Origin of the sequence: Rhodococcus sp. IEGM 1406 (assembly GCF_030056745.1) — a bacterium.
Classification (GTDB): Bacteria; Actinomycetota; Actinomycetes; order Mycobacteriales; family Mycobacteriaceae; genus Rhodococcus_F; species Rhodococcus_F erythropolis.
This window is the reverse complement of record NZ_JASHKO010000003.1, coordinates 121743-146621: the sequence shown is the minus strand read 5'-3', so window position 1 is coordinate 146621 and position 24879 is coordinate 121743. Positions and strand designations below refer to the sequence as shown.

Here is a 24879-nt window from a genome sequence, read left to right as displayed (position 1 = left end):
TGACAGAAGTAAAGAGTTACATGCATGGGGCCCGGAGGACAGCACAACCGTCGTGGAAAATATGTCGTTGCTTCGATAACTGCTGTCGTTCTGACAGTGGCGCTCGCGTCATGTGTCATCGGTGGGGAGAAGAAAACCGACGCCGCTTCGGTGGTGGAAGACTTCGTCACCGCCCTCAACAACCACGACGCCGAAGCTGCAGCGGCGCTCACGTCGTACCCCAACGCGGCCCGGCCCTCGATCCAGCAGATGTTCGACGGACTGGCTGCCAAGTCCACCGACTTCGACGTCGCTCAGGTCATGGATCTGGGTAGCGACTCCGGACTCTTCACCCTCGACGCGTCCTGGAACTTCGGCGAAGGCAAGGACTGGAGCTACCAGTCGCAGGGCGAGGTTCGCGATCTTTCCGTCGGCTGGCGGGTGTCCTGGGACCCGTCAGTCCTGGTTCCCGACCTCGGAAACGGGCGCACCGTCTCGTACACCCGCACCGACGCAGCGCCCCCGAAGGTGGTCGACAGCACGGGCACCCTGCTCATGAACGAGCAGACCATCAACGCGATCACTCTCGACCCGACGACCATGCCGGACCCCGTCGACACCACTCGTCGCCTCGCCGCAGTTCTCGAGCCCGTCGCACCGTTGGTGACCTCGGAGTCGATGCTGGCCGACCTCGCGGCCAACCCGGGCAAGCCCGTCACCGCCGTACTGCTCCGCGATCCCGACTACGCGTACCTGGAAAGCGATTTTGCAATCCCCGGCGTCGTCGTGGTCAAGACACCCAAGCTGATCGCCTCCGATCGTCGTATCAACTCGCCGCTCCTGGACCCGCTTCGGACCGTGTGGCAGGCCAATCGCGACGCCACCGCCGGTTGGGCGGTCAACCTGGTGGAGTCCAACGGATTCCCGATCAAGCAAGCCGGCTTCCAAGGACCTCCCGGCCCCGACGTCGCCGCAACCCTCGATTCGCACGCTCAACTCGCTGCGATCGAAGCCGTCGTCAGTGCAGGTACTCCCGCCGCCATCGTCGCGATCCGCCCGTCGGACGGCGCCATTCTGGCTGCCGCACAGAACAATCAGGCCATCGAGCAGGGCCCGATCGCATTCACCGGGTTGCGCCCGGCCGGCGGCGCCCTCGATCTGGTCCGCCTCGCATCGTCGATGCAGAACGGCGTCGACCCGGGATCTGTGTCACCCGAACAGTTGGCCGACACCGGGCAGCAACTCGGGCTCGGCAACGGCTTCCACATTCAGGGACTCGATCAGCAGACGGCAGTACTTGCCGCGAACCGCCCCGGCGTGGACCAGGCGATGAACAACGTCATGGCCAACAAGACGTCCAACGACTCGGACGCGCCGACAGTGACTCCGTTCGGAATGGCGATGCTCGCGGCATCGATCGCCCGCGGCAGTGCCCCGCTGCCGATGATGGTCTTCGGACAACCGGCTACCGCCGACGTCACACCGACGGCATTGCCCGGCGACGTGAACAATCGTCTGCGCGACGCCATGCGAGGGGCCGGCGGACTCGCCGGGTACCCGGACATGATGGCGGCCGGTGCAGCGAGCGGTGACGATCGCTGGTTCTACGGATCACGCGGAGACTTCGCGTTTGCAGTGTTCGTCGCAGACGCCGACGGCGGCGATCGAGCAATGCAGATGACGGACAAGCTCTTCCAGGAACTCGGCAAGCCTGCCGACAAGTAGTACCAGGCACCGCGGGTAGATTCCTGGTTCGTGAACCTGCTCGATTTCCTTTTCCTCGTCGTAGCGGGATTCTTCAGCGGTCTAGTCGGTTTTGTCACCGGTCTCGCATCGATCGTTTCGTATCCGGCGCTGCTGAGCGTCGGGCTCTCGCCGGTCAGCGCGAACATGACCAATACCGTCGCGTTGGTGGCCGTGGGCGTCGGCGCATTGGCGAACTCGTCCCGTGAAGTTGCCGACACGGGTCCGAAACTTGTTCGCTGGTCTCTCTATTCGGCTGCCGGTGGCATCATCGGTGCCCTGATTCTGTGGCTGGCACCGGAAGGTTCGTTCGAATCCGTCGTGCCGGCAATGGTTGTGTTCGCCTCGCTCGCGTTGCTACTGCAACCGAAGATTCGTGAGTTGTCCGGCGGCGGTGACCGTCCCGGAATCTACTCGGCCGCACTGTTTGCCGTCGCGGTCTACGGCGGCTATTTCGGTGCCGGTGCCGGCGTCATCTTCCTGGCCGCGACGCTCATCCTCACGTCCGAAACGGTGTGGCGTGCAACGATCCTGAAGAGCTTCTTTCTCGGCATTGCCAATCTTGTGGCTGCACTCATCTTCGCCTTCTCCGGACAGGTGCATTGGGTGGCCGCGTTGGCGATGGCGCTCGGAGCGTTGGCCGGAGGTTGGTGTGGCCCGCCCGTAGTCAAGAAAATCCCGCCATCGGTACTGCGTGTGGCAGTAGCGATAGCGGGATTCGTGTTGGCTCTGTGGTTGTGGGTGAAGTGAGACCGTCTACTTCACACCCTGCATCAGCTTCTTGATCCAGGGCGAGGCAAGAGCAAGAAGCACTCCGATTCCGATTGACGAGAAACCGATGATCAGGAAGAACGGGCGACTGTCGTCGATGTCGAAGTAACCGGCCAAGGTTCCCGCCATCGAAGAACCCAATGCAACGGACAAGAAGAACAATGCCACCATCTGGGTGTGGAAATGCTCGGGCGCGAGTTTGGTTGCAAGAGAAAGGCCGACGGGGGACAGGAAGAGTTCCGCGAAGGTGAAGAGCAGAAGCACTCCGGCAAGGCCGAGGAGCGGTGCACTGTTCGGTCCGCCACCGGTGATCGGGATGAATGCCAGGAACGCCAGACCCATCGTGCCGGTACCGAGCGCGAACTTGATCGGCGACGACGGCTGACGGTCACCGAGTTTTGTCCACATCGCTGCAAACACACCGGCAAAGATGATGATGAACACCGGATTGATCGACTGCACCCACGTCGGCGGGAAGTCCCAACCGAAGAGATTGCGGTCCAGGAGTTTGTCGGAGATCACCGGCACGGTGGTGAACTGCTGCTGAAACAGCGACCAGAAGGCCGCGCTCGCAATGAACATCGGGATGAATGCAAAGACTCGACTGCGTTCGACCTTGGTTACCTTCTTGCTGGTGAGCATGAGGAGGAAGTAACCGACCGACGCGACGATCGTGAGTCCGACAACGACGTCGGACATGTTGTCCGCGGTGATCAAACCGGTGATCGAGGCAACCGCGACTACGACGATCGCGGCAATGCCGATCCCGATGTAGAGCGCACGCTTGTCCGCGGGCAACGGGTTGCCGGGCTCGGCTCCAATTCCGTGAAGATGCTTCCGACCCAGCGTGTACTGGATCAGGCCGAGAGCCATGCCGACGGCGGCGAGAGCAAAACCGGCGTGGAATCCCCAGGCGTCCTGGACGGCTCCGGTGAGCAGTGGACCGACAAGACCGCCGATGTTGATGCCCATGTAGAAGATGGAGAATCCGGCGTCGCGGCGATTGTCCTGTTCGGAATATAGGTCTCCGACCAGAGAGGTCGCATTGGCCTTCAAGCCGCCGCTGCCGAAGGCGACCATGACCAGGCCGACACCCACACCCCACATGCCAGGAAGAACCGACAAGGCGATGTGGCCGGCCATCACCAGCGAAGCGCTGTAGAAGAGCGTGCGCTCGGAGCCGAGAAGTCGGTCGGCCACCCACGCGCCGAGAATCGTCGACAGATAGACGGTGCCGCCGTATGCGCCGACGATGCTGGTCGCTGCCGCCTGACTGATTCCGAGGCCGCCGTCGCTGACGCTGTAGTACAGGTAGTAGATGAGGATGCCTTGCATCCCGTAGAAGGAGAATCTCTCCCACATCTCGACGCCGAACAGGTTCGCCAGCGCAAAGGGTTGGCCGAAGAACCCCCGGTCTTCTTTCTCGCTACGTTCGACGGGCTCCGTAGTGTTGCTCATTCGAAAAGTGTCCTACGTGCTCGGGCATTTCGGGTGGTTCCGAGCCGTGGAGTTTGGTTACGACTTGGTGCGGATTTTCACTACCAGCGGAGCGAGTGCGCGCCAACCGAGAAGGAACGCGCCGAGGACCAGCGTCGCGACGACGATGAAGCTGAACTGGGTGCCCTGGCCGCTCAACACTCGCAGGATCATGCCGATGACGACGGCGCCGAGCCAAACGACAATGCCGGTGGGAAGAAGGAGAACGGCATTGAACTTGTCGCGGTACAGCGCGAACGTGGCAGCCCATCCGATCACCAGGCCGGTCAGGAAGGGCCACGATGTCTTCGCCAGACCGGCGAGCGCATTGGCTTCTTCGTGGGTACGGCGCCCTATCGCGCAGAAGATTATGACAAGAATGGCGTCGATCAGCAGGAATGGTGCGTACTTCTTCACGCTCACACCATACGACTGTGCGCCTTTATTAACCGCGGGCGGTTAATAAAGGCGCACGGTGCTGTTAGGCCTGGAGGCCGGCTTCGATCTCGAGGGTGATCGTGATCTTGTCGCCGACAACTGCTCCGCCGCCTTCGAGGGGCATCTCGATGGAGATGTCGAAGTCCTTGCGGTTGATGACGGTGGTGGCTTCGAATCCGGCGACGGGGCCCTGGCCCATGCCCGGGTTGACGCCGTTGAACTCGAGGTTCAGCTCGACCTCGCGGGTGACGCCGTGGAGCGTGAAGTCGCCGGCGAGGACGAAGTCGCTGCCCTTGGAGCGCACTGCGGTGGACTTGAAGGTGGCCTTCGGGAACTTCTCGACGTCGAAGAAGTCAGCGGACTTGATGTGGCCGTCGCGCTGCTCGTTCTTGGTGTTGATGGAGTCCACGGAGATCTCGGCCTCGACGGCGGGGGTTCCGTCTTCGGCAACGGTGATCGTTCCCGAGAACTCGTCGAACGTTCCACGAACCTTGGAAACCATGAGGTGGCGAACCGAGAATCCGACAGTGGAGTGGACGGTGTCGATGACCCAGGTTCCGGCGGTCAATGTGGGCAAGGTTGCGGTGGTCATGGAAGCTCCTGAATAAGTAGTTGAATGTTCAAGTTCTTGTAGCTTCAACTATGGACTCCTGGAAATCCTTCCGCAAGATCATGTGAGCTGCATCACAGTGTTTGTACTGGCGGCATAGACCGCGTGAAGCGCCGACGCTGTCACCGACTGATGCACCGCAATGCCCCAGCGCCCTTCGCCGTTCACCACGCATTCTGCGATGGTGACTGCCGAATTCGCACTACCGGAAGACGTCGGGTTGCGGGGCAGTGAATGCTGGGTGAGCGAGACGACCTCGATGGCCGAGCCCTGTTCCGTCAGGATCTTGCTCAATGCCTCGACCGGCCCGGACGCACTCGCGGCGGCGGTGACCTCGCGTCCGTCGCGATCAATGGCGATGAACAACTGATCACCGTCGGCGGTGTGTTCCAGTGAGTACCGACGCACTCCTCCGTTGTACCCGTACTCGCGCAGCAGCAGTTTCCACAGCTGGTCGGCGGTCATTTCGGTGCCCGAGTCGTCGGTTTCGAGCTGCACCCGCGAGGCGAAGTCGATTTGCAGGCGCCGGGGGAGTTCGACCCCGTACTCGGTCTGCAACAGATAAGCGATTCCGCCTTTGCCCGACTGGCTGTTCACACGAATCACCGCCTGGTAATCGCGGCCGACGTCGGCGGGGTCGATCGGCAGATAGGGGACTGCCCACGGCGCCGATCCCGGATCGACGCCGGCAGCCTCCGCACTCTCGTAGTGATGGGCGAAGCCCTTCTTGATCGCATCTTGGTGGGTTCCGGAAAATGCCGTGTACACGAGATCTCCGCCGTACGGGTGGCGCTCGTGGACGGGAATTCGATTGCAGTACTCCACCGTTCGACGGATCTTGTCGATGTCGGAGAAGTCGATTTCCGGATCGACGCCCTGTGCATGCAGATTCAGCCCCAGCGTGACCAGGTCGACGTTGCCCGTGCGCTCGCCGTTGCCGAACAGGCATCCCTCGACGCGCTGCGCGCCGGCCAGCACTGCCAGTTCGGCACATGCAACCCCGGTGCCGCGGTCGTTGTGCGGGTGGACCGAGAGAATCACCGAATCGCGTCGGGCCAGGTTCTGGTGCATGTATTCGATCTGGTCGGCATAGATGTTGGGGGTGGCGATTTCGACTGTGGCAGGCAGGTTGTGGATGACCGGGCGGTCGGGACTGGCGTCCCAGAGTTCGGTGAGGCTGTTGCTGACCTGCAGGATGTAATCGGGTTCGGTGAGGTTGAAGACCTCGGGGGAGAACTCGAATCGCCACCCGTCGTGGCCTTCGCCGCCACGGGCCACGTCCTGCGCCGCGCGGAAAATCATGTCGTGCAACTCTTCTCGCTCTTTGCCGAGAACCACGTTTCGCCACGTCGGCGCAGTCGCGGTGTACATGTGGACGACCGCGTTCGGCAGTCCCTCGATCGACTGGTACGTCCGTTCGATCAAATCCGTACGCGCGGCGGTGAATACGACGACGGTGACGTCGTCGGGAACGAGATCGAACCGCACCAGGTCGCGAACGAAATCGAAATCGGTCTGGCTCGCAGAGGGATAGCCGACCTCGATTTCCTTGTAGCCGATCGCCACCATCAGTTCGAACATTCGGCGCTTGCGTTCGGGGTCCATCGGTTCTGCGAGGGCTTGATTGCCGTCACGCAGATCGACGGGCACCCACAGGGGCGCCGCGGTGGTGCGATTGGACGGCCACGTTCGGTCGAAGGTCGGAATGTCGACGCGATCCCACGCGGCGCGATAGCGCTCGGACGGCATGGGTGACGGCTTCTGGTTGTTCCAGCGGTTGGCGCGGGTAGTACTCATCTTCGGTTTCTCCTGCGGTCGAGTCGAGAGACCGGCATGGCGAAACCCCGCGGAGGGGTGCCGGTCTGTCAGGCCCCGCCGCGGCAGTCGAGAAGGAGTGCTCCTGTAGCCATGCGGGCTACACTAGAACGAAATCACTTATCAGACAACCTGAGGAGTTCACGTGTCACCGATCGTCGAGCGTCGGCTGCTCACCGACCAGGCTGCGGAGTTGCTGCGAGCGCGGATCGTGAGCGGTGAATGGGAAGTCGGTGCCAAACTTCCAGGTGAAACCACTTTGGCTGCGCAGTTGGGTATCGGTCGGTCCACCATCAGGGAAGCGGTGCGGACCCTCGCGGGCCTCGGCATGCTCGAATCGAGACAGGGTGCCGGCGTCTTCCTACGGAGTACGACGCCTCCGGATCAGTGGCCGCGCGTGCTCGAAGCCGAGGCGATTCTTCATGTCGTCGAGGTGCGAAACGCGGTCGAGATCGAAGCGGCTCGCCTCGCAGCGCAGCGCCGCGATGCCGTTGACGTCGCGGCTCTGCGGCAGGCGCTCGACGGTAGAACTGCTGCCGCCCATTCCGGGGACGCAGCCTTCGTCGACGCCGACATTGCGGTCCACCGGGCAGTGGTGGATGCGGCACACAATCCCGTGCTGTCGGAACTCTTCGAGACTTTTGTGCCGCGCCTGCGGGCCGCGTTGATCGAGTTGATCGCGGTTCTGGACCTGCATCCACACAGTCAGCCGGATGCGGACGAGCATCGAATGTTGGTGGACGCCATCGAAGCCGGTGACGCGGAGGCAGCGGTACGGATCAGCCGGGCCCACCTTGACGACATGGCAGCAGCGTTGCGACGCTAGACGCCGGGTTGTTCTCGACGTTCGAACTCGAGATCCATCTCGAGGTCTTCGTGGTGGGTTGCACGGAACGTGATCAAGAAGACGATCCAACCGGCGACAGCGACCATGATGAAGCTGACCAACCGATATACAAGCCATGCCGCAATCGCCTGCGGTCCACTGGCACCGGCGATCGTCAGCGCGGTGATCAGTGCGGTGTCCACGTAGCCCAGCCCGCCGGGAAGCAGCGGAATGCTGCCGACTGCTTTGGCGGCGGTAAAGGCAATCAGGAGCCCCGCGAAGGAGGGTTCCGCGCCCACCGCCCAGCATGCGAAACCCAAACAAGCGACATCGGCGACACGATGGATGGCCGACCACCCGAATGCGATGACCGAGTCGGTGCGGCTGAGCTCGACCGAATCCAGTTGCTTGAGGATTTCGGACCAACGGTGCATACCGCGTCCGGTCGGGTTATTGCGAGAACGGTTGTACAGCGCCAGAACTCGGTGTCCGATGCGCTCGATGCTGCCGGGATTCTGGGCTATGTATCGCAACGCCAGAAACAGTGCTGCCATGCCCACGATCGAAATTGTGAGCGTCACCGGGCTGACCTTGGTGCCGAACGCCGCTGCGCCGGTAGCGCCGAGTAGTGCCAGCGTCGCGGCGGCGATGACACCGCACATTGCCAACTGCCAGGACGCGACAACCGGCGTCGCCCCCCACTTTCGAGTCTGTTTGTACGTGAATGCAGTGGAGAAGACCTGGCCGGCAGGCAACGTCAGCGCCATTGCCGTACTGGCATAGATGACCGAGAGGTTCTTGAGGTGACCGGCAACTACACCAGCGGCGTTGAGCAGACGTTGTTGAACGGACGCGTAACCGCTGAGTGAAATGAGTTGGGCCGCGACGCACGCGGCCACCCAACCCCAATGGATTTCGGTCAGGACCCGCCAGGCCTCACTTAGCCTGGGCCAGAGATATGCGCCTTCGGCTATCAGGAGGGCGATGAGCGCTATCCCGAGCACCCACTTCAGCCACCAGTAGCGCCCTCTGGCCCGACTGGTCTCGGCCACGGGCGAGCGTGGTCGTCTCAGTCGCCGTGGGGTGTTTCCAGGCTGAGCCATCGACTCACCCTAACCAATTTGATCCGGATCGACCTCTGGATACTTTTCGGGCCACGCCAGATGCGTCAGTCGTCGGCGTCCACGCAGTTGGACTTGCTCCCCGAGTTCCCACTCGGCCTGTTCCTCTTCGTCGGCGAAATACAGTGCGCTCGTCGACGCCAGCACTCGGCTGGGCCGAAGTTTCGCGAGCTCGGTGAGCCGTGATGCTTCGTTGACCGGATCGCCGATCACGGTGTACTCGAAACGTTCGGCAGCACCGATGTTGCCGGCGACCGCGAGCCCCGCGCTCACGCCGATACCGACGTCCAGGCCGGTGATGTCGTTGAGCTTGAACCGCAGCTCGCGAGCAGCCGCGAGAGCTGCCGTCGGAGCGTCGGGTCGATCGAGTGGTGCACCGAAGATGGCGAGCGCCGCATCACCCATGAACTTGTTGACAAAACCGTGGTGGCGATCGATGACGTCGACGACCACACGGAAGAACTCGTTGAGCAGTTCGACCACTTCGCCCGGCGGGCGCTCGGCCGCGGCACCGGTTGACCCGACCATGTCGACGAACAGAACTGCCACGAATCGAGTTTCGCCGCCCAGTTCGGTACCGAACTTCAGCGCGCGCCGGGCCACGTCCTCGCCGACGTGCTGACCGAACAGCTCACGCAGCAGGCGACGCTCGTCGGACTCTTTCATCATGCGGTTGAATCCGACCTGTAGCCGGCCGATCTCACTGCCGTCGAACACCTCGACGCGTACGTCGGTGGCGCCGCGCTGCACTCGCTCGATGGCGCGTCGCAGTTGTCGGATCGGATCGGAGATCTGAGTAGCCGTCAGCATCGACAGTGCAAAGGCCTGCACGATCGCCATGATCGAGATGAGCAGGATCGCCCACGCGAGCGAGTCGGGGGAGAACTCGAGATCGGTCGTGAGCTGCGTCGAGCACAGCAAGATGATGCCTGCGACGGGCATCAGCGTGCCGAGTCCCCAGGTCATCGCCAGCCGGGTTCCGACGCCCGGCGCCATGGTCCGATCGAATTCGCCCTCACTCAAGGCCTGGGCGGCGACCGGACGCAAAATGCGCTCACCGAGCATGTAGGTGAACCCGAAGGTCGTGGTCGCGGCCATACAGACCGTCACGATCACCGCGATCGCGAGTCCTGGCATCTCGGTGATGGTCAGGAACACGAAGATGATGCCGCCCAGAATCCACAGCACCAGGTGGACGATGGCCTGGCGAAGCGGCGCGTGCAGTGCGGCCATCTGCTCGGATCTCGTCGGCGGACCCCCGCGCAGCCGCCAACGGATGACCGACTTCAACATCATTGCCGCCGCGGTGAGGCTGACGGCACCGGCGAATGCCAGGTAAACGCCGAAGATCGCGAAGTTGCGGACACGGTCGGCAACTATCGCGTCGGACTCCTGGATCGGCACACCGTACCGGACGAAGGCAAAGACCAGCACCGCGCCGATCAGATTGGCTGCGAGCATGGAGAGCATATAGAGGGGCCACCGGCTGCGGATGGTCACCGCTATTGCTCTGTATGAGGCCCGCACAGGGTTCAATTTAGCTGGCAGAGCTCGAAGTGTCGGTACGCGCGTCCGATTATTGGTCCGCTCACCTGTGTCGGCCGGTCCGGTTAGGCTCGCGAGGTGAACGCAAACAGGGGGCGTGCGGAGCGAGCTTCGAGGATGAACAAACCCATCTCCGCCGACGCTCGGGCGGTGCATCCGGGCGTGCGTATCGCGGCAGAATGGTCGTGGCGCCTCATCGTGATCTTTGCCGGGCTACTGGTTCTCGGATACGTGGTTCTGCGCCTCGAGACCGTGCTCATCCCGGTGGGGCTGGCTCTACTGGCATCGGCTCTGTTGATTCCGGTTGTCGATCGGCTACAGGTGTGGGGAGTTCCTCGCTCGGCAGCTGTGATCGTCGTTCTGCTTGCCTCGATCGGACTGGTCGCGGGAATCATGACGTTTGTCGTCGAGCAGTTCATCGACGGGTTGCCCCAGCTCACCGACCAGTTCACGGCCAGCGTCACGCAGATTCAGAACTGGCTCACCAGCGGACCGCTGCATTTCAGCGAGGATCAGATCCGCCAGGCTGGTGATTCGGTCGTCAAGTCGGTGCAATCCAATCGTGAGTCCCTGACCAGCGGCGCCTTGACCACGGCGACAGTCATCGGCGAGATCTTCACCGGGGCATTGCTGACGCTGTTCACTCTCATCTTCTTCCTCTACGGCGGCGACCAGATCTGGCAGTTCGTCACCCGGATCGTTCCCACCGACGCGCGTCGTCGGGTGCGGATCGCCGGTTCTGCAGGTTTTGGGTCGCTGATCGGTTACGTGCGCGCCACGGTCGCGGTTGCCGCCGCCGACGCGATCGGTATCGGTGCCGGCCTGGCGATCCTCGGGGTGCCGCTCGCCCTGCCGCTGGCGTCGTTGGTGTTCATCGGCGCGTTCATCCCGATCGTCGGTGCATTTCTGACCGGTTTTCTCGCGGTGCTTGTCGCTCTGGTCACGAAGGGTTTCCTGACGGCACTGATCGTCCTCGGCATCATCATCGGCGTCATGCAGCTCGAAGCGCACGTGATGCAACCGCTGTTGTTGGGTCGCGCTGTTCGCCTGCATCCGCTGGCAGTCGTTCTCGCCATTACAACGGGCATCGTCCTCGCCGGAATCGTCGGCGGGCTCTTGGCTGTTCCGATCGTCGCGGTTCTGAATACCGCCATTCGTTCCCTCCTCGCCGACGACCCGGACATCGCGTACGCCGAACTGCACGTCGAAGATCCGGAGACCCCACTGTTCCCCGCCGAACCCGACGAGCCGCGCGCCGAGCCTCGCATCGTGAACCCCACTCCTCCCGATGACTGAGCCCACCCGCCGTCGTCGGCTGCACTATCAGCCGACCGTTCGCGAGGCGTCGGGCGTCGACACCGACCCTGATGCCCCGCTGTGGCGGGCGGCGCAGGCATTTCGCCTCGTCACGCTGGTGTACGCGATCAGCTACCAGTTCGCTTCGGCCTCCGACTACACCAACTCCCGGCTCAGCTGGTTCTTCGTCGCTCTGATGGCCGTGTGGACCGGGGTGTCGGCGCTGTTGCTCGGAACTTCCGGTGCTCTGTTCGGTAAGACGCTTCCGAGGTACCAGGTGGTGATCGCCGATCAGGTGGTCGTCATCTTGCTGATGGCGTCGACGAGGCTGGTCTCCGACCACGAGTGGTATCAGAATCACCAGACGCTCCCCACCACGCTGTGGGCCACCAACGCGGTCATCTCCGCGGCAATTCTCGGCGGGCCGTGGCTCGGTATGGCGTCCGGAGTTGTCATCTCGGCGGCCAGCGCGATCATCCGCGACCAGGTCAACCTGGACCTCTGGCGCGATGCGACGGCTCCCGTGCTCGTCTCGGTTGGTCTGGCGTTGGGCTTGGCCACCACCACCGCTCGGCGCTCGCATCGACAACTCGAGCAGGCCGTACGTCTGGCGGCGGCTACCGAAGAGCGCGAACGTTTGGCACGCGAAGTACACGACGGTGTCCTGCAGGTTCTGGCGATGGTGCGCCGGCGAGGAGCCGCACTCGGCGGCGAGGCAGCTGAGCTGGCCGCGCTGGCAGGCGAGCAGGAGGTCGCGTTGAGAATGCTGATTTCCGAGCAGGTTTCGGGTGCCGCGGCAGATGTCGGCGGACAGACAGTGGATCTGTGTCCGCTGCTGACCACGCAGGCCAGCACGTCGGTGTCGGTGTCGACGCCCGCGCACCCCGTCGTGATCGAGCGTGATCGAGCCATCGAACTGGCAGCCATCGTCGACAATGCCCTGTCCAATGTCGGGCTTCACGCCGGTCCTGCGGCGAAGGCGTACGTATTGCTCGAAGATCTGCCGGACGAGGTGATCGTCAGTGTCCGCGACGACGGCGTCGGAATCCCCGAAGGTCGCTTGGCGCAGGCCGAGGCCGAAGGCCGCATGGGAGTATCGAAGTCCATTCTCGGTCGAGTACAGGTGCTCGGCGGAACTGCAGTCCTGCAAACGGGGCCGGGGGAGGGCACCGAATGGGAGATCAACATTCCGAAGGGGAAGAGTGAGCGTGGCTGACGAAAAGGGCGAGAATCCGGTGACGGTGATGGTCGTCGACGATCACCCGATGTGGCGCGACGGTGTCTCCCGGGACCTCGAAGCCGCGGGCTTCACCGTGAGCGCCACGGCGGAGGGTGTCGAGAGTGCGCGCCGCCGAGCCGCCGCCGTGCAACCGGCCGTGGTTCTGATGGACATGAACCTGCCGGACGGAAACGGTGCCGACGCCACCACCGCGGTGCTCGAGGTTTCGCCGAAGAGCAAGGTACTGGTGCTTTCGGCCTCCGCCGAGCGTGACGACGTCCTCGACGCGGTCAAAGCCGGAGCGTCGGGTTACCTGGTCAAGAGTGCTTCGGTGGCGGAACTTCTCGAGGCCGTGCGAGCGACTTTCGACGGACAAGCCGTCTTCACACCCGGCCTCGCCGGATTGGTGCTCGGCGAGTACCGCCGGATGTCGACGGCACCGGCCGACGATCGCGCACCCGAGCTGCCTCGGCTCACCGACCGTGAGACCGAAGTGCTCCGTCTTGTCGCCAAGGGGCTGAGCGCAAAACAGATCGCCACGAGGCTCTCGCTCAGCCACCGGACCGTCGAAAACCATGTGCAGGCAACGCTTCGGAAGCTTCAGTTGGCCAATCGCGTCGAGCTCACGCGATACGCAATAGAACAAGGTCTCGAATAACGTTTATCCTGGAAATCATGGAGGCCAGGAATCTACGCGTATCCGATGCCGAACGAGAGCACGTCGGCGAGCTGCTGCAGAAAGCTGTCGGTCAAGGGATGCTCTCGCTCGGTGAGTTCACCGAGCGCATGGACACTGCCTTGGCTGCAAAGACGCGAGGTGAGCTCAACTCGGTTCTCGCCGATCTTCCGGGCATCACGCTGATCTCCGACTACGACCCACCCGCGTATCCCAATGCAGGTCAGCCGATGTACCAAGGCCAGCCGTATCCTGCGCCGACGTACCAACCCCAACCGCCGCCGGTTCACCCGAGCCCGCCTTACCGCGCTCCCGTCGGCGCTCCGGTTGTCGGTAACTACGGAACGGCAAATGCTGCCGTGATTCGTGGACGAATGGCGACGGTGACGCGAAACGGCGCATGGATCGTTCCTCCCGCTGTCGTGGTCGATACCAGAATGTCCAGTGTGACTATCGATTTCACGCGCGCTGTGATGCAGACGCAGGTCGTGAACATCTCGATCGACGACTACGCCAGTTCGATTTCACTGATCGTTCCCGAAGAGGCGACGGTGGACATGAACGGTGTCGAGGCAGTCGGAGGAAGCGCGTCGAACAAGGTTCGTTCCGGCCCGCAGATGGGCCCGCTGCATCTGGTGGTGCACGGCAAGGTGCGATTCGGCAGTGTCACCGCGAAGCATCCCTTCGGTACCACGATCCGAAAGATGTTCGGCTCCTGACCTTTCAGTGATACGCGCGGGTCAACATCTCGGCGACGCACACGGGTTTGTCACCGTGTTCTCGTTCGAATGTCTGCGTCACCGTGATCTGGACGCCGCCATTGATCGGTTCGACTTTGCTCAACGTCGCACGCATGCGGACGCGAGAGCCAACCGGAAGCGGAGCAGGCAACCTGACCTTGTCGAATCCGCAGTTGAGAGCAAACGCAAAACCCTCGAGCGAGAACATCGCATACGAGAACATGGGTCCGAGTGAGAGCGTGTAGTTGCCGTGTGCGATCGTTCCACCGAACGGTGACTCCTTCGCGCGATCCTCATCGACGTGGATCCACTGATCGTCGCCGGTGACCCGGGCGAACTCGTCGATGGACTCCTGCGTGACATCGTGCCAGTCGCTGACGCCCAACTCTTGGTTCAGGTTGGCGCTGAGGTCTTCTGCTCCGGTGAGTACAAGCATGAATCTTCCTTTGATCGGTAGGTGCTGGCAGTCGGTCAATGACTTTCGATGCCGAATCCCACACCGTGCGTCTGTGCGATCTCGGCGGTGGCAACGAGATCGAATTCGATCCCGAAATCTGCTTCTACCCGCGCTGCAACCGATTCCGCGGCGGAACCTGCTTCGGCCAGTAGTTTCGGCATCAGTTCGAACAGGTCTTCCATCCCTCCGGGCGTGATGATTTCGAGAATCCGTGCTGGAGCGTCGTCGGGATTCCACACGGCGTGCCACTGGCCACGCGGTTTGAAGATCATGGCGCCAGTCTCCGCGTAGACGACCTCGTCTCCGACCATCGCTGCGACGCGGCCACTTTGAACCACCGTGTACTCGTCTTCGCGGCTGTGGCGATGGACCGGTGAGGTCATCGAATGCGGAGCGATGCGGTGTTGTACAAGAGAGAATCCTCCCTCGGTTTGTTTGCTTCGAACCATCATCCGGACGCCGGTGGAAGCGAGAGTCCCGGCAAGATCTACGTCCGGCCCGAGGACGGTCGTCGTGGTGTGGTTTGCGGAATTCGGTGACATCGATTTGGTCCTTTGCCGTCGTGAGCGTCGTTGGCTGCGCTCCGGTTTCGATTCTCGAATCATGTACCAATCGGTCTAGTGATGCAAGGTTTTGGCTATTTATGCGCTTCAAGTGTTGTCCATATGTGTACTGATCGGTATGTTGAACTTATGTCTACGAGGGATTTGTTGGTCGATGCCGCTGCCGACTTGTTGCAGCGGAAGGGGTACGCGGGAACGGGTGTGTCGGAAGTGCTCTCGGCGAGCGCGACCACCAAGGGGTCCTTGTACTTTCACTTTCCCGGTGGCAAGGAAGAACTCGCAGGCGAGGCTCTGAGGCGACGCGGTGAGGCAATGGCCGATTTCATCCGGCATCTCCTGGAGAGCTCACCCGATGCCGCCACCGCGATCTCGGCATTTGCTGCCGCACTGGCTGCGCGTTTGTCGGATTCGGACTACGAACGTGGATGCGCCCTGGCTACGGCAACACTGGATGCCGCAACCGAATCCGAGGTCATCCGTGGTGCTTGTGCGGACGGGTACAACTCGTGGCTGGGGCTGCTGGCTCAGCGCCTCGAAGCCGACGGTTGGTCCCGCGAAGACGCAGAGTCCGAGGCAATTCTCGCTTTGTCCGCACTCGAGGGCGCGCTTGTCCTCGCTCGGGCGCGTCAGGATCCCGCTCCGCTTCACACTTCGGGTCGGTTGCTCTCCGAACGATTGCGGAATGCAGCGCCTCGGCGATAGTTCCCTGTCGGTCGATGATGCAGTCGGTCGATGGTGCCGTCAGTCGAAGATGTCCTCAGTTGAATACGAGAACTCCCCAGGCTGATCGAGTAGTACTACTCATCTGATCGGCTCGGCCACGCAGCAAGCTCGTAGCCATGACCACACCGAGCTCTCCCGCCGTCGATCCGCGACTGGTGACCGCCCTCTCGGCCGAGTGCGACAGCATCGGCCGGCAGTTGCGCCACATGGGCCAGAACCTGTCGATCCTGCAGACTCAGCTGGCCTCGGCTACTGTGCCCCCGCCCATGCCGGTAGTTCCTGCACCCGCAGCTCCGGCGCCACAGATGCCGCCAATGCGTCCTCAGCAGAACGTGCCCACCTGGCAGCCGCCGACGTATCCGGTTGCCGCACCTCGCCAGCCCTGGTGGCAACGCGACGGTGTCATCAGTCGACTCCTGGCCGCCGCCGGTGTAGCCGTCACACTGATCGGCGTCGTGATGCTGCTGGTACTTGCAGCGCAGGCCGGATTCTTCGGGCCGCCGCTCCGGGTGCTCGTTGGCGCACTCCTTTCCGGCGCCTTGGTGTTTGCCGGAGTGCGGGTCCACGGACGACCAGGCGGCAAAGTGGGGGCAATTGCTCTGGCTGCCACCGGTTTTGCGGGAATGTACCTCGACGTCGTCGCTGCCTCTGTTCTCTACGGTTGGGTGACGACGCCGCTCGCGGTGGTTATTGCCTTCGGGATTGCCGCGGCCGGCGTTGCTTTGGGGGTGAAATGGGATTCCGAATCACTGGCGCTCATGATCGTTCTGGGCGCAGCGGTGCTGGCTCCCGTGTTGACGTCGGGAATATCGTTGACTCTCATCGGTTTCCTCTTCGCGATCCAGTCGGCGACGTTCTCCGCCCAACTCGGTCGTGACTGGAAGTACCTGGGCATGGCGCGCACAGTACCGGTGGTTCTCGCGCTGCTCGTAGCGATAGCGTCGGAGTCCATCTTCAGCGAATCCGGTAACAGTGCAGTGCAATTGGTGATCAGTGCCGGCGTGGTTGCAATAGTGGGCGCGGGCTGCGCGATGGCTATGCAGTGGACGGGTTCGCCCTCGCGCGGCGGAGTTGCCGGGGCGTGGTCCACCGCTACCTTTGTTGTCTCGTCCCTTCCGCTGATGAGCGTCGGGGCCGTGCTCGGGCGCACCGAATCCGCAGTGCTGTACGGAATTGCTGCGCTACTACTACTTTCCGCTGCAGCGGCAGCCAAGCCTTTGCCGACGCAACTGCGATTCGGACTGGGCGCAACCGGCGCTCTCGCATTGTTGCTGTGCTGCTTGTCCGGGGCGACGGAATCTCTGGTCGTACCGCTGGTCCTCACCGTCGGCATGATCTTCCTCGGAGTCTCGCTGTATGCAGGTTCGCGCTTCGTCTTCGCCCTCGGAACCGCCTTTGCGGCAATCGGATCGATCGGATACCTCACGACGGTTCCGCCGGAAGCGTTGACGACTGCCCGTGCCGCATCCATGCAACTCGGTGCGATCACGGCACTCTCGAGCCTGACGGCGATAGGTGCACTGGTGATGCTGGTGTGGGCGATTCACCGACTGAAGTTGATCGCCGATTCGAATGCAGCGGTTCTATGGGCGGCCGCAGGGTTTGGTGTCCTCTACGCGGTGACGTGTGCGCTCGTCTCATCCGGCGTCGAAATCTTCGACAGTGCAACCGGATTTGTTGCCGGGCACAGCGTTGCAACCATCGTCTGGATGCTTGCCGCCACGTCAGCGCTGGTGCTCGGCCTGAACAACCGTCAGCATGCTCGCGTTTTGCTCGGAGCTGGTCTTGCTCTCACCAGCGCGGCAGTGGCCAAGCTGTTCCTCTTCGACCTGGCCACGCTCAGTGGGCTGGTGCGCAGCGCTGCCTTCCTGGTGGTCGGCTTGCTGCTCCTGCTGGTCGGGACTCGTTATGCACGAGCCTTCGCCAAGCAGGAGCAGGTCAGCTCCGCTTCTGGCGAGCGATGAGCTCGCTGACACTGATGGCGCCTGCGTCGTCAGGTCGGTGCCTGCCGGTGGCGTTGTCGTCGCCGTCAGAGGCATCCGAGACTCGGGGCTCGGTGGGACGACGCTCCGGAGCGATCGGTGGAGGCGGCGACTGGGGGGTCGCCTCCACCGAGGTCGGGGCCGAGCCGTTTGTTGCAGCGCCATTTGTTGCAGCGCCATTTGTTGCAGAACCGTTGGTAGCACCGTTTGCAGAGCCATTCCGGCTCGAGCCGTTGGTACCTGAACCGCTGCTTGCCGAACCGTTAGTACGCGAAGGCGTCCGGACCACCGGCAGCGGCCGTGAGGCCGGGGGAGTCTGTTCCCGAGCCCGCAGGTCCGACAACCAACTCTCGATGGGACGCTCGGCCGGCGCAGCGGGCGTCGGGTTTCTCCGCTTGTCGGTGGTGTTCGGTTGCGGTCGGTACGAAGGATTGGGGACCGGTGCCTCGATCAAGTTCTGGGGCGCGCTGGCTGCACTCCCGATATCGAGACGACGTCGCGGTGCCGGCTTCTCCGCGGCAGGTGTATCCGTGTTCGGTGCCTTGATCGTCATTTCGCTGAGCGGAATGGGCTCGGTGAGAGGATCGGGAACACGAGGTCCGCTTTCCGGCTGTGCAGCCGGGGCAGGCGGCGGCATGACCCGCGAGGCCGCTTCGATCTTGCGCGGCTGACCCGGTCCGGCGATCGCACCGACGGGCGCGATCTGCGGGACGTTTGCGAGCACAAGTTCGTTGTCGAGGATCGGCTCACCCAGCCCGATCTTCTGCTGGATCCGCTTCATCCAGGCCGGGGCCCACCAGCAGTCGTCGCCGAGCAGTTTCATGGTCGCGGGGACCAGGAACATTCGGATCAGTGTGGCGTCGATGATCAGCGCGGAGATCATGCCGTACGAGATGTACTTCATCATCACCAGATCGGACAGGCCGAATGCACCGGTGACCACGATCAGAATCAGTGCGGCAGCGGTGATGATCCGGCCGGTATGTGCCGTGCCGATTCGGATGGATTCGGTAGTACTCGCGCCCTGCGCTCGCGCTTCGACCATGCGGGAGAGCAGGAACACTTCGTAGTCGGTCGACAGGCCGTAGACGATCGCGATGATCAACACCAGGACGGGAGACATGATCGGTCCCGGCGTGAAGTTCAAGAGACCGGAACCGTGCCCGTCGATGAAGATCCAGGTCAAGATTCCGAGCGTCGAACCCAGGCCGAGCGCGCTCATCAACGCAGCCTTGATGGGCAGGACGAGCGAACCGAACGTCAAGAACATCAGCAGCGTCGTCAGCAGGATGACCGATACGACCATCAGCGGCAGACGGTCGAGCAACGCGTCGACGCTGTCCTGCTCGATGGCCGGAGTACCGCCGACGAGCACAGTTGTGCCCTCGGGCCAATCCGCGGATCGCAGATAGTCGATGGTGGGACGTGCCTCGTTGCGCTCGGTCAGACCGGCTTTGAGGACGTTGACACCGTCCTTGGTCGCAACCTCCGGGGTGAACTTCTCGACCAGACCCGGCGCAGCGTTTGCGGTCTTGGAAATCTGACCGAGAGTGGTGTTGTCCGCTCCCTCGATGACGAGTCGAACGGGCTCGGTGCGATTGCCGGGGAAGAGTTCGTCGAACTGCGCCTGCGCGACACGCGTGGGGCTGTCCGGGGGCAGGTACGTCTCGTTGATACCGCCGAACTTGATGCCCGTCAGCGGAATGATCATCAGCAGTAGAGCCGCGACGATCGGGACCGCGACCTTGAGCGGATGCTGCATGACCCAGCGGGTGAGCTTGCCCCAGAAACCGTTCTCGATTTCCTCGTTGGTCTTGGTCTGGCGCAGTTTCTTGAAGGTCAGCGCGTCGATCCGCTTGCCGAGAATGCCGAGAATCGCGGGAAGAATCGTGATGGACGAGATCGCGGCAAGCATGACGGCAGCAATGGCGCCGTAGGCCACCGATTTGAGGAAGCCCTGCGGGAACAACAGCAGACCGCCGAGGCTGACGGCAACCATGGTCGCCGAGAACATGACCGTTCTACCCGCCGTCATGACCGTTCGGCGTACTGCGGTCGGGGTGTCGTACCCCTCGGCTATCTCTTCTCGGAAACGGCTGACGATGAACAGTCCGTAGTCGATCGCGAGACCCAGGCCGACCAGAGAGACCACGGGCGCAACAAACGCGTTGACCTCGGTGAAGTTGGTGATCAGTCGAATGATGCCGTTGGCGCCGATGACGGTCAGACCGCCGACGATCAACGGGAGGGCCGCAGCGACGACGCCACCGAAGACGAAGAACAGCAGGACACCGACGGCGGGAATCGCGAGCATTTCCATGCGCTTGATGTCGTTGGCCATCGTGTCGTTGAGCGAATTCGCGACAGGTTGCAGGCCGGCCAGCTGCACGTCGACGCCGTCGATGTAGAACTGCGACTCGACGTCGCGGAAGTTGTTGGACACCGCGGTGTCGTTGTCGCCGGCGATCGCGATGCTGGTGACCGCGTGTTGCTTGGTCTTGTCCGCAAGGGCCGCCACCGAGAGACCGTTGTCGACCTTGAAGTACGAGCCGTTGATCTTCATGATCTGGTCGGGGTTGTCGGCGACGAGCCGCTGCAGATTGTCGATGACCTTAGCTTGGAACTCGGGGTCGTCGACGGTCTTGCCCTCCGGCGCCGTGTACAGCGCCAGAACGTCACCCGTCGTGCTGCGTCCGAACGTGCCGTCAGCGAGTTTGGCAGCCTCTACCGATTCCGACCCCGGATCGTCCCAGCCGCTCTGGCTGAGATGATCCTGCAGGCTCAGGCCGTACGCAGCGAGCCCGAGGAGCCCCGCCACCATGACAGCGATGACGGTGAAGCGGGCTCGATAGACGATGCTTCCCCAGCTGGCGAACACTGATCAACTCCTACTCGGCAACACTTTTTCGCCCGATGAGCAGGGCAGAAAGCGGTCGGAACGGCTGCAACCAGGCGCCCTCGTCGGGCAGGGTGTCCAGGCTTACCCGTGGCAGAGGCTCACGGAAGACACCTGGGATGTCCTCGAGATCGACGAAGTCCAAGATATCGGACGACACAGCCCAGCTGGCGTGTTCACGGAACCCGAGAACCTGGACCGGGATACCGGTTGCTGCGATGTCCTCGAGAGGTTCGCGGAACGCTTGGCCGTCGGCGGACGCGACCATGATTCCGGCGAGGCCCTCGCCGTACCGGAGCGCGATGTGCTCGAGCATGTCCGAATCGACATCGCTGTCTTCATCGACCTTCGGCTTGGCGAACACCGCGAAACCCACGTTACGCAAGGCTTCGACCCAAGGACGAACGACGTCGGCGCTGCCGGACGCGATGTTGGTGAAGACGGTCGCTTCAGGCTCGAGCGTGCCGCTGTTCTGTGCGGACAGTTCGGCGGTGCGAGAGAGCAGCCAACGACCCAAAGCGTCGAATCGTGGCCGGTAGGCGGCGGTAGGCCGGCCACCGAGGATGGCGCCGAGGCCCATGTCGAGGTTAGGGGCGTCCCAGACCAGAAGCACCCGCTTGGGGTGGCGGGAGTCACGACCGAAGTCGAGAGGAGATTCCGACGACGTCACGTCGTCGGATAGCTGTTCGCTGACGCTCATGCTCTGATCTTCCCCCATATAAGCTCGGTGATTGCACTTCCGACCTTATGGGCTTTGTCCTCGAACTTGGTGACCGGACGCTCGTGGGTCATCGGAGACTCCCAGTCGAGTGCGGTCAGCAGCGGCTCGGCATCGCCGGCTTCTTCGATCCATTCGGCGTACTCGGCGTGATCGGTTGCCACGTGCAGCACTCCGCCAGGCTTGAGACGGTTGGCGATCAGCGAGAACGTCGGCCCCTGCAGGAGGCGACGCTTGTGATGGCGGGCCTTGGGCCACGGATCCGGGAAGAACACCCGGACGCCCGTCAGCGATTCGGGGGCGACCATGTTCTCGAGTACGTCCATCGCGTCACCGCGCAGTACGCGGACGTTGGGAATTTCTTCGCGTTCGACCTGCTGGAGAAGCTGCGCGAGCCCTGGGCGGTACACCTCGATCGCGATCAGGTTCACGTGCGGTTCCGCCTTGGCCATTGCGGCCGTCGCGGTGCCGGTACCCGAACCGATCTCGATGATCAGGGGTGCTTCACGTCCGAACCAGGCGTTCGCATCGAGCGGTGTGTCCGAGACGTCGGCGCCGATGAGCGGCCACTGACGGTCCCAAGCCTGCTGCTGTGCGTCGGTCAGCGCACCCCGGCGAGAGCGAAAGCTGGTCACTCTCGGATGGAGACGGGACCCCTTGGTGTGGTCCGTCTGCCCCGTGTCAGGGGTCTGCGGTGCATGCTGATCGGCTTCGTTCACGAACCCATTGTCACGCATGACCCCCGTTTAGCGCAGACGGGTCTGAAGTTTGAGTTGAGACTTTCCACGGAAAGTCCTGAAACCGTCGACTTCGGACTGTCGGCGAAAGGGCGGTGTCACCTGCCGTCCTTGCCGAGAACCTGACAGAATCTCACCGACACGATGGGGACGTGGGGTGGGGATGAACACAGGATTTGCATGCCGTGAGTGGTCACGAATGTTGCCCGCAGAATCGATCGACGACGCCTGCTCGGAGCCGATCGATCAGCTGCGCGCTCTGGCATATCGGCTGACGTCGATCGATTCGGGAGCCGCAGAGGCGGTCCACTCGGTGCTCGGATCGCTGACTGCGCCGCTCGAGCTGGTGGTCGCCGGACGGGCCGGGGTGGGGCGGTCGTCGTTGGCGCGAATCCTGGGGCGCGACGACCGGTTCTCGCGCAGAGTTGTCGGCGCACCGGTTGTGGTGACCGAGTCGAGGGCATTCGATGTCCCTGGAACGTCGAACCCCGATCTGGGTCGTCGTTGCGTTGTCTACGTGGTGGTCGACGCGGTCCGCGACGTCGACGGCCGAGCCATTGCTCGAGTTTCCGATCGTGTGGTCGTCGCTGCGAACAAGGCTGACTTGTTCGGTCCGCGCTGGGACGAGGCGCTGGGACGGGCGGCGGAAATCTCGGAGAACGTCGGCGTGCCCACGGTTCCGGTGGAGACACTGACCGGGCGCGGCGTCGAAGAGTTGTTCGCGGCTCTCGGACCTGTTCTGGAGGCGCAGTGGTGGGGCCGGGTCGAGCAGATCGGCCCGGCGCTGAGGCGATCTGCCTCGCGCAGCGCTGCGGGCAGGGACGAGATCGAGTTGTATCTGAGTTCGGACTCCGCGGTGTTGTTCGGCGCCGCGGCGGCGATGATGAGCCCCGAAATTCGAGCCCTGCGTCAAGGCGAACCTCCCGATCCTCGGACTGCTGACGACGCGGGCACGTGCAGCCGGTGGTGGAGCGAGCTCATGAACGAGTCGGAACAGTGTCCGCAACAACGGGTCTCACTGATTCGACGCGGGTATGTGCGTCGGTGGGCGCAGCTCGGAGGCGATCGCTCTGCCCCGGCGGTGACCGATGAATAGCGTTTCGGTACTTCCGGATTCGGTGCTGCGCGTGGTGCAGCGATGGAATCCGGCATCCGATCCGGGTCGTCGGGTCGCCGCCGAAACATCCAGTGGCACTCGCATTTACGTTGTCGGTCCACCAAGGTGTGGACGGGAAGACGTCGCGCAGATGTTCGATGCTTCGGATGATTGTTCGTCAGTGACACGCGAGGTGGACGCCGACGTCGTACTTCTGGTCGTCGACGCCGCCAGTGTGATCGGACGCGAGGATCTCCTTCTCCTCGGCGACGCTGCGGCGAGCGGAACCCCGGTGGTGGTGGCGCTGACCCGCGTCGACGTCTATCGAGACTGGCAGGTGGTGCGCCGGCGTGATGCCGAGATTCTCGCTTCGCACTGCACCGCTTTTGCGCAGGCTCCCGTGGTCCCGATTGCGCCTGGTCAGGAGCAGTCACTCGTTGCGGTCGTGAGCCGGGCGGCACGGGAGAGGGAAGCAGGTGGTTCGGATTCCGGAGTCATCGCACAGACGCGCCGGATGATCGAGATGGAGATCCGGAATCTACGTGACGGTGTTCCTGGTGCCGAACTGCGGGCAGAGCGATCGCAGCTGCTCGCAGACCGTGACGGCCGGCGAGGCGAACGCCTGGTGCAGGTGCGAAGCCGACTGCAACGAGCGCGCGGGGATCTGTCACAACAAATCGCCGAGGCAACCCGGGCGACGGTCGCCGGGGCACGTGCCTGGGTCGACACGGCCTCGCGAGCCGAATTGGGCAGCGTGCCGACGCGACTGCAGCACGAGGTCGACCACCACACCCGGGTGTTCGACGCCGCGATGGCGGCAGCGGTGGAATCTGCGGGGACGAACGGATACATGCCTTCCCCGCAGATTCCGGAGGGCCTGCCGGGCCGTCAGCGCGGAAACGAGGACCGGGTGACAATTCTTGTCGGCGCGTCCGCGGGTCTCGGCCTCGGCCGTATCGCAGTGACTCCGCTGGAAATGATTCCGGCCTTGGAGTTCGCAAGTATCCCCGTGACGTTGATTCTGGGTGGCGCCGCGGCGTGGTGGTTGGCGCGAACTCGCGGGCTGACGGCCGATCGTGCCCACTCCAGGTCGTGGATCGTCGAATCGATGTCGGCGGTTCGCGCTCAGTGGGAGCAGCGAGTGCAGAGCGTGCTGCTCGAGGCCGAGGCGGATCTGGGAGCGGCGATCATGGCGGAGAGTCGCGAGCAGTTGGCGTCGGCGCAGGCTCGAATCGTGGAGATCGACGGTGAACTTCGTGAGCTCGCCGCGGCCAGATCGGGTCAGCTCGCGTCGTGCGAGCGCGACCTCGCCGTTTTGAACACCGCCTACTGATCATTTCGCGAGTGCAGAGTTCTCCACAGTGCGGCAATTTCGGCCACGACTGATCGTCGGGGTCTGGTAATACTGAGCGGACGGTTTCGGTAGGGGTTGCCGAAGCAGTAGGTCACCAT

Annotated in this window: 22 protein-coding genes; 11 read left to right on the top strand and 11 right to left on the bottom strand. The window is 63.1% G+C overall.

All coding sequences use genetic code 11. The features are described 5' to 3' along the window. The first annotated feature begins 24 nt into the window (after positions 1-24). Together QM596_RS16415 and QM596_RS16410 are read left to right on the top strand one after the other, a co-directional pair. Entirely contained in the window at positions 25-1704 is a 1680-nt protein-coding gene (locus tag QM596_RS16415; protein WP_020906395.1) for an NTF2-like N-terminal transpeptidase domain-containing protein, read from the top strand. 30 nt (positions 1705-1734) lie between these two features. Further along, positions 1735-2472, top strand: coding sequence for a sulfite exporter TauE/SafE family protein (locus tag QM596_RS16410; RefSeq protein WP_003945554.1), 738 nt, complete (start codon positions 1735-1737; stop codon positions 2470-2472). Between the two features lie 6 nt (positions 2473-2478). Here the strand turns inward: QM596_RS16410 and QM596_RS16405 are convergent, their stop codons facing one another. The 4 genes from QM596_RS16405 to QM596_RS16390 form a co-directional block, all read right to left on the bottom strand. Continuing rightward, positions 2479-3951, bottom strand: a complete 1473-nt coding sequence (locus tag QM596_RS16405; RefSeq protein ID WP_019747095.1) for a peptide MFS transporter — start codon at positions 3949-3951, stop codon at positions 2479-2481. A 57-nt stretch (positions 3952-4008) separates the two neighbouring features. Then, positions 4009-4386 carry a DUF3054 domain-containing protein gene (locus QM596_RS16400; protein ID WP_029537615.1) on the bottom strand — a complete coding sequence of 126 codons (378 nt, stop codon included), beginning with the start codon at positions 4384-4386 and terminating at the stop codon, positions 4009-4011. 64 nt (positions 4387-4450) lie between these two features. Further along, a complete protein-coding gene (locus tag QM596_RS16395; protein ID WP_019747097.1) occupies positions 4451-4999 on the bottom strand; it encodes a YceI family protein in 549 nt (182 codons plus the stop codon). Between the two features lie 78 nt (positions 5000-5077). Further along, positions 5078-6814, bottom strand: coding sequence for a 2-isopropylmalate synthase (locus QM596_RS16390; RefSeq protein ID WP_283309443.1), 1737 nt, complete (start codon positions 6812-6814; stop codon positions 5078-5080). 163 nt (positions 6815-6977) lie between these two features. On the opposite strand from QM596_RS16390, the gene QM596_RS16385 reads away from it, so the two are divergent. Beyond that, complete coding sequence (locus tag QM596_RS16385; protein WP_007734477.1) at positions 6978-7658, top strand: FadR/GntR family transcriptional regulator; 681 nt, start codon at positions 6978-6980, stop codon at positions 7656-7658. Here the strand turns inward: QM596_RS16385 and QM596_RS16380 are convergent. Both QM596_RS16380 and QM596_RS16375 read right to left on the bottom strand, forming a co-directional pair. Beyond that, positions 7655-8761, bottom strand: coding sequence for a lysylphosphatidylglycerol synthase transmembrane domain-containing protein (locus QM596_RS16380; protein ID WP_069147045.1), 1107 nt, complete (start codon positions 8759-8761; stop codon positions 7655-7657). The genes QM596_RS16385 and QM596_RS16380 overlap by 4 nt on opposite strands. A gap of 9 nt (positions 8762-8770) precedes the next feature. After that, entirely contained in the window at positions 8771-10249 is a 1479-nt protein-coding gene (locus QM596_RS16375; protein WP_003945952.1) for an adenylate/guanylate cyclase domain-containing protein, read from the bottom strand. A 192-nt stretch (positions 10250-10441) separates the two neighbouring features. Here QM596_RS16375 and QM596_RS16370 point away from each other — a divergent pair, with 192 nt between their 5' ends. Genes QM596_RS16370 through QM596_RS16355 form a run of 4 tightly spaced genes read left to right on the top strand, consistent with a single transcriptional unit; the run spans position 10442 to position 14234 of the window. Beyond that, positions 10442-11620 (top strand): AI-2E family transporter, encoded by a 1179-nt coding sequence (locus QM596_RS16370; RefSeq protein ID WP_019747101.1) that lies wholly within the window; start codon positions 10442-10444, stop codon positions 11618-11620. Next, entirely contained in the window at positions 11613-12836 is a 1224-nt protein-coding gene (gene macS, locus QM596_RS16365; protein WP_283309441.1) for a MacS family sensor histidine kinase, read from the top strand. Before QM596_RS16370 ends, macS begins: the two co-directional genes overlap by 8 nt. 28 nt (positions 12837-12864) lie before the next feature. Beyond that, a complete protein-coding gene (locus tag QM596_RS16360) occupies positions 12865-13497 on the top strand; it encodes a response regulator (protein ID WP_047269712.1) in 633 nt (210 codons plus the stop codon). A gap of 17 nt (positions 13498-13514) precedes the next feature. Next, on the top strand, positions 13515-14234 hold the full coding sequence (locus QM596_RS16355; RefSeq protein WP_029254571.1) for a DUF1707 SHOCT-like domain-containing protein: 720 nt from the start codon (positions 13515-13517) through the stop codon (positions 14232-14234). A 4-nt stretch (positions 14235-14238) separates the two neighbouring features. Here the strand turns inward: QM596_RS16355 and QM596_RS16350 are convergent, their stop codons facing one another. Together QM596_RS16350 and QM596_RS16345 are read right to left on the bottom strand one after the other, a co-directional pair. Continuing rightward, the gene (locus tag QM596_RS16350) at positions 14239-14691 is read right to left on the bottom strand and encodes a MaoC family dehydratase (RefSeq protein WP_021333131.1); all 453 of its coding nucleotides are present in this window, start codon (positions 14689-14691) and stop codon (positions 14239-14241) included. Positions 14692-14726: 35 nt separating this feature from the next. After that, a complete protein-coding gene (locus tag QM596_RS16345) occupies positions 14727-15254 on the bottom strand; it encodes a cupin domain-containing protein (protein WP_021333132.1) in 528 nt (175 codons plus the stop codon). Positions 15255-15404: 150 nt separating this feature from the next. Here QM596_RS16345 and QM596_RS16340 point away from each other — a divergent pair, with 150 nt between their 5' ends. Then, on the top strand, positions 15405-15977 hold the full coding sequence (locus QM596_RS16340; protein WP_019747106.1) for a TetR/AcrR family transcriptional regulator: 573 nt from the start codon (positions 15405-15407) through the stop codon (positions 15975-15977). Positions 15978-16114: 137 nt separating this feature from the next. Next, entirely contained in the window at positions 16115-17962 is a 1848-nt protein-coding gene (locus QM596_RS16335; protein ID WP_283309440.1) for a DUF2339 domain-containing protein, read from the top strand. Here QM596_RS16335 and QM596_RS16330 read toward each other — a convergent pair. Genes QM596_RS16330 through trmB form a run of 3 tightly spaced genes read right to left on the bottom strand, consistent with a single transcriptional unit; the run spans position 17937 to position 22331 of the window. Further along, positions 17937-20858 carry an MMPL family transporter gene (locus tag QM596_RS16330; protein ID WP_021343022.1) on the bottom strand — a complete coding sequence of 974 codons (2922 nt, stop codon included), beginning with the start codon at positions 20856-20858 and terminating at the stop codon, positions 17937-17939. The two genes, QM596_RS16335 and QM596_RS16330, sit on opposite strands and share 26 nt — an antisense overlap. A 10-nt stretch (positions 20859-20868) precedes the next feature. Next, complete coding sequence (locus tag QM596_RS16325) at positions 20869-21576, bottom strand: NYN domain-containing protein (RefSeq protein ID WP_003945733.1); 708 nt, start codon at positions 21574-21576, stop codon at positions 20869-20871. Next, positions 21573-22331 carry a tRNA (guanosine(46)-N7)-methyltransferase TrmB gene (gene trmB, locus QM596_RS16320; protein WP_283309438.1) on the bottom strand — a complete coding sequence of 253 codons (759 nt, stop codon included), beginning with the start codon at positions 22329-22331 and terminating at the stop codon, positions 21573-21575. The genes QM596_RS16325 and trmB overlap by 4 nt, the downstream gene beginning before the upstream one ends. A 163-nt stretch (positions 22332-22494) precedes the next feature. Between trmB and QM596_RS16315 the strand changes: the two genes are divergently transcribed. Then, entirely contained in the window at positions 22495-23427 is a 933-nt protein-coding gene (locus tag QM596_RS16315) for a GTPase domain-containing protein (RefSeq protein WP_283309436.1), read from the top strand. Continuing rightward, positions 23420-24760 (top strand): hypothetical protein, encoded by a 1341-nt coding sequence (locus QM596_RS16310; protein ID WP_283309435.1) that lies wholly within the window; start codon positions 23420-23422, stop codon positions 24758-24760. Before QM596_RS16315 ends, QM596_RS16310 begins: the two co-directional genes overlap by 8 nt. Positions 24761-24879 lie beyond the last annotated feature (119 nt).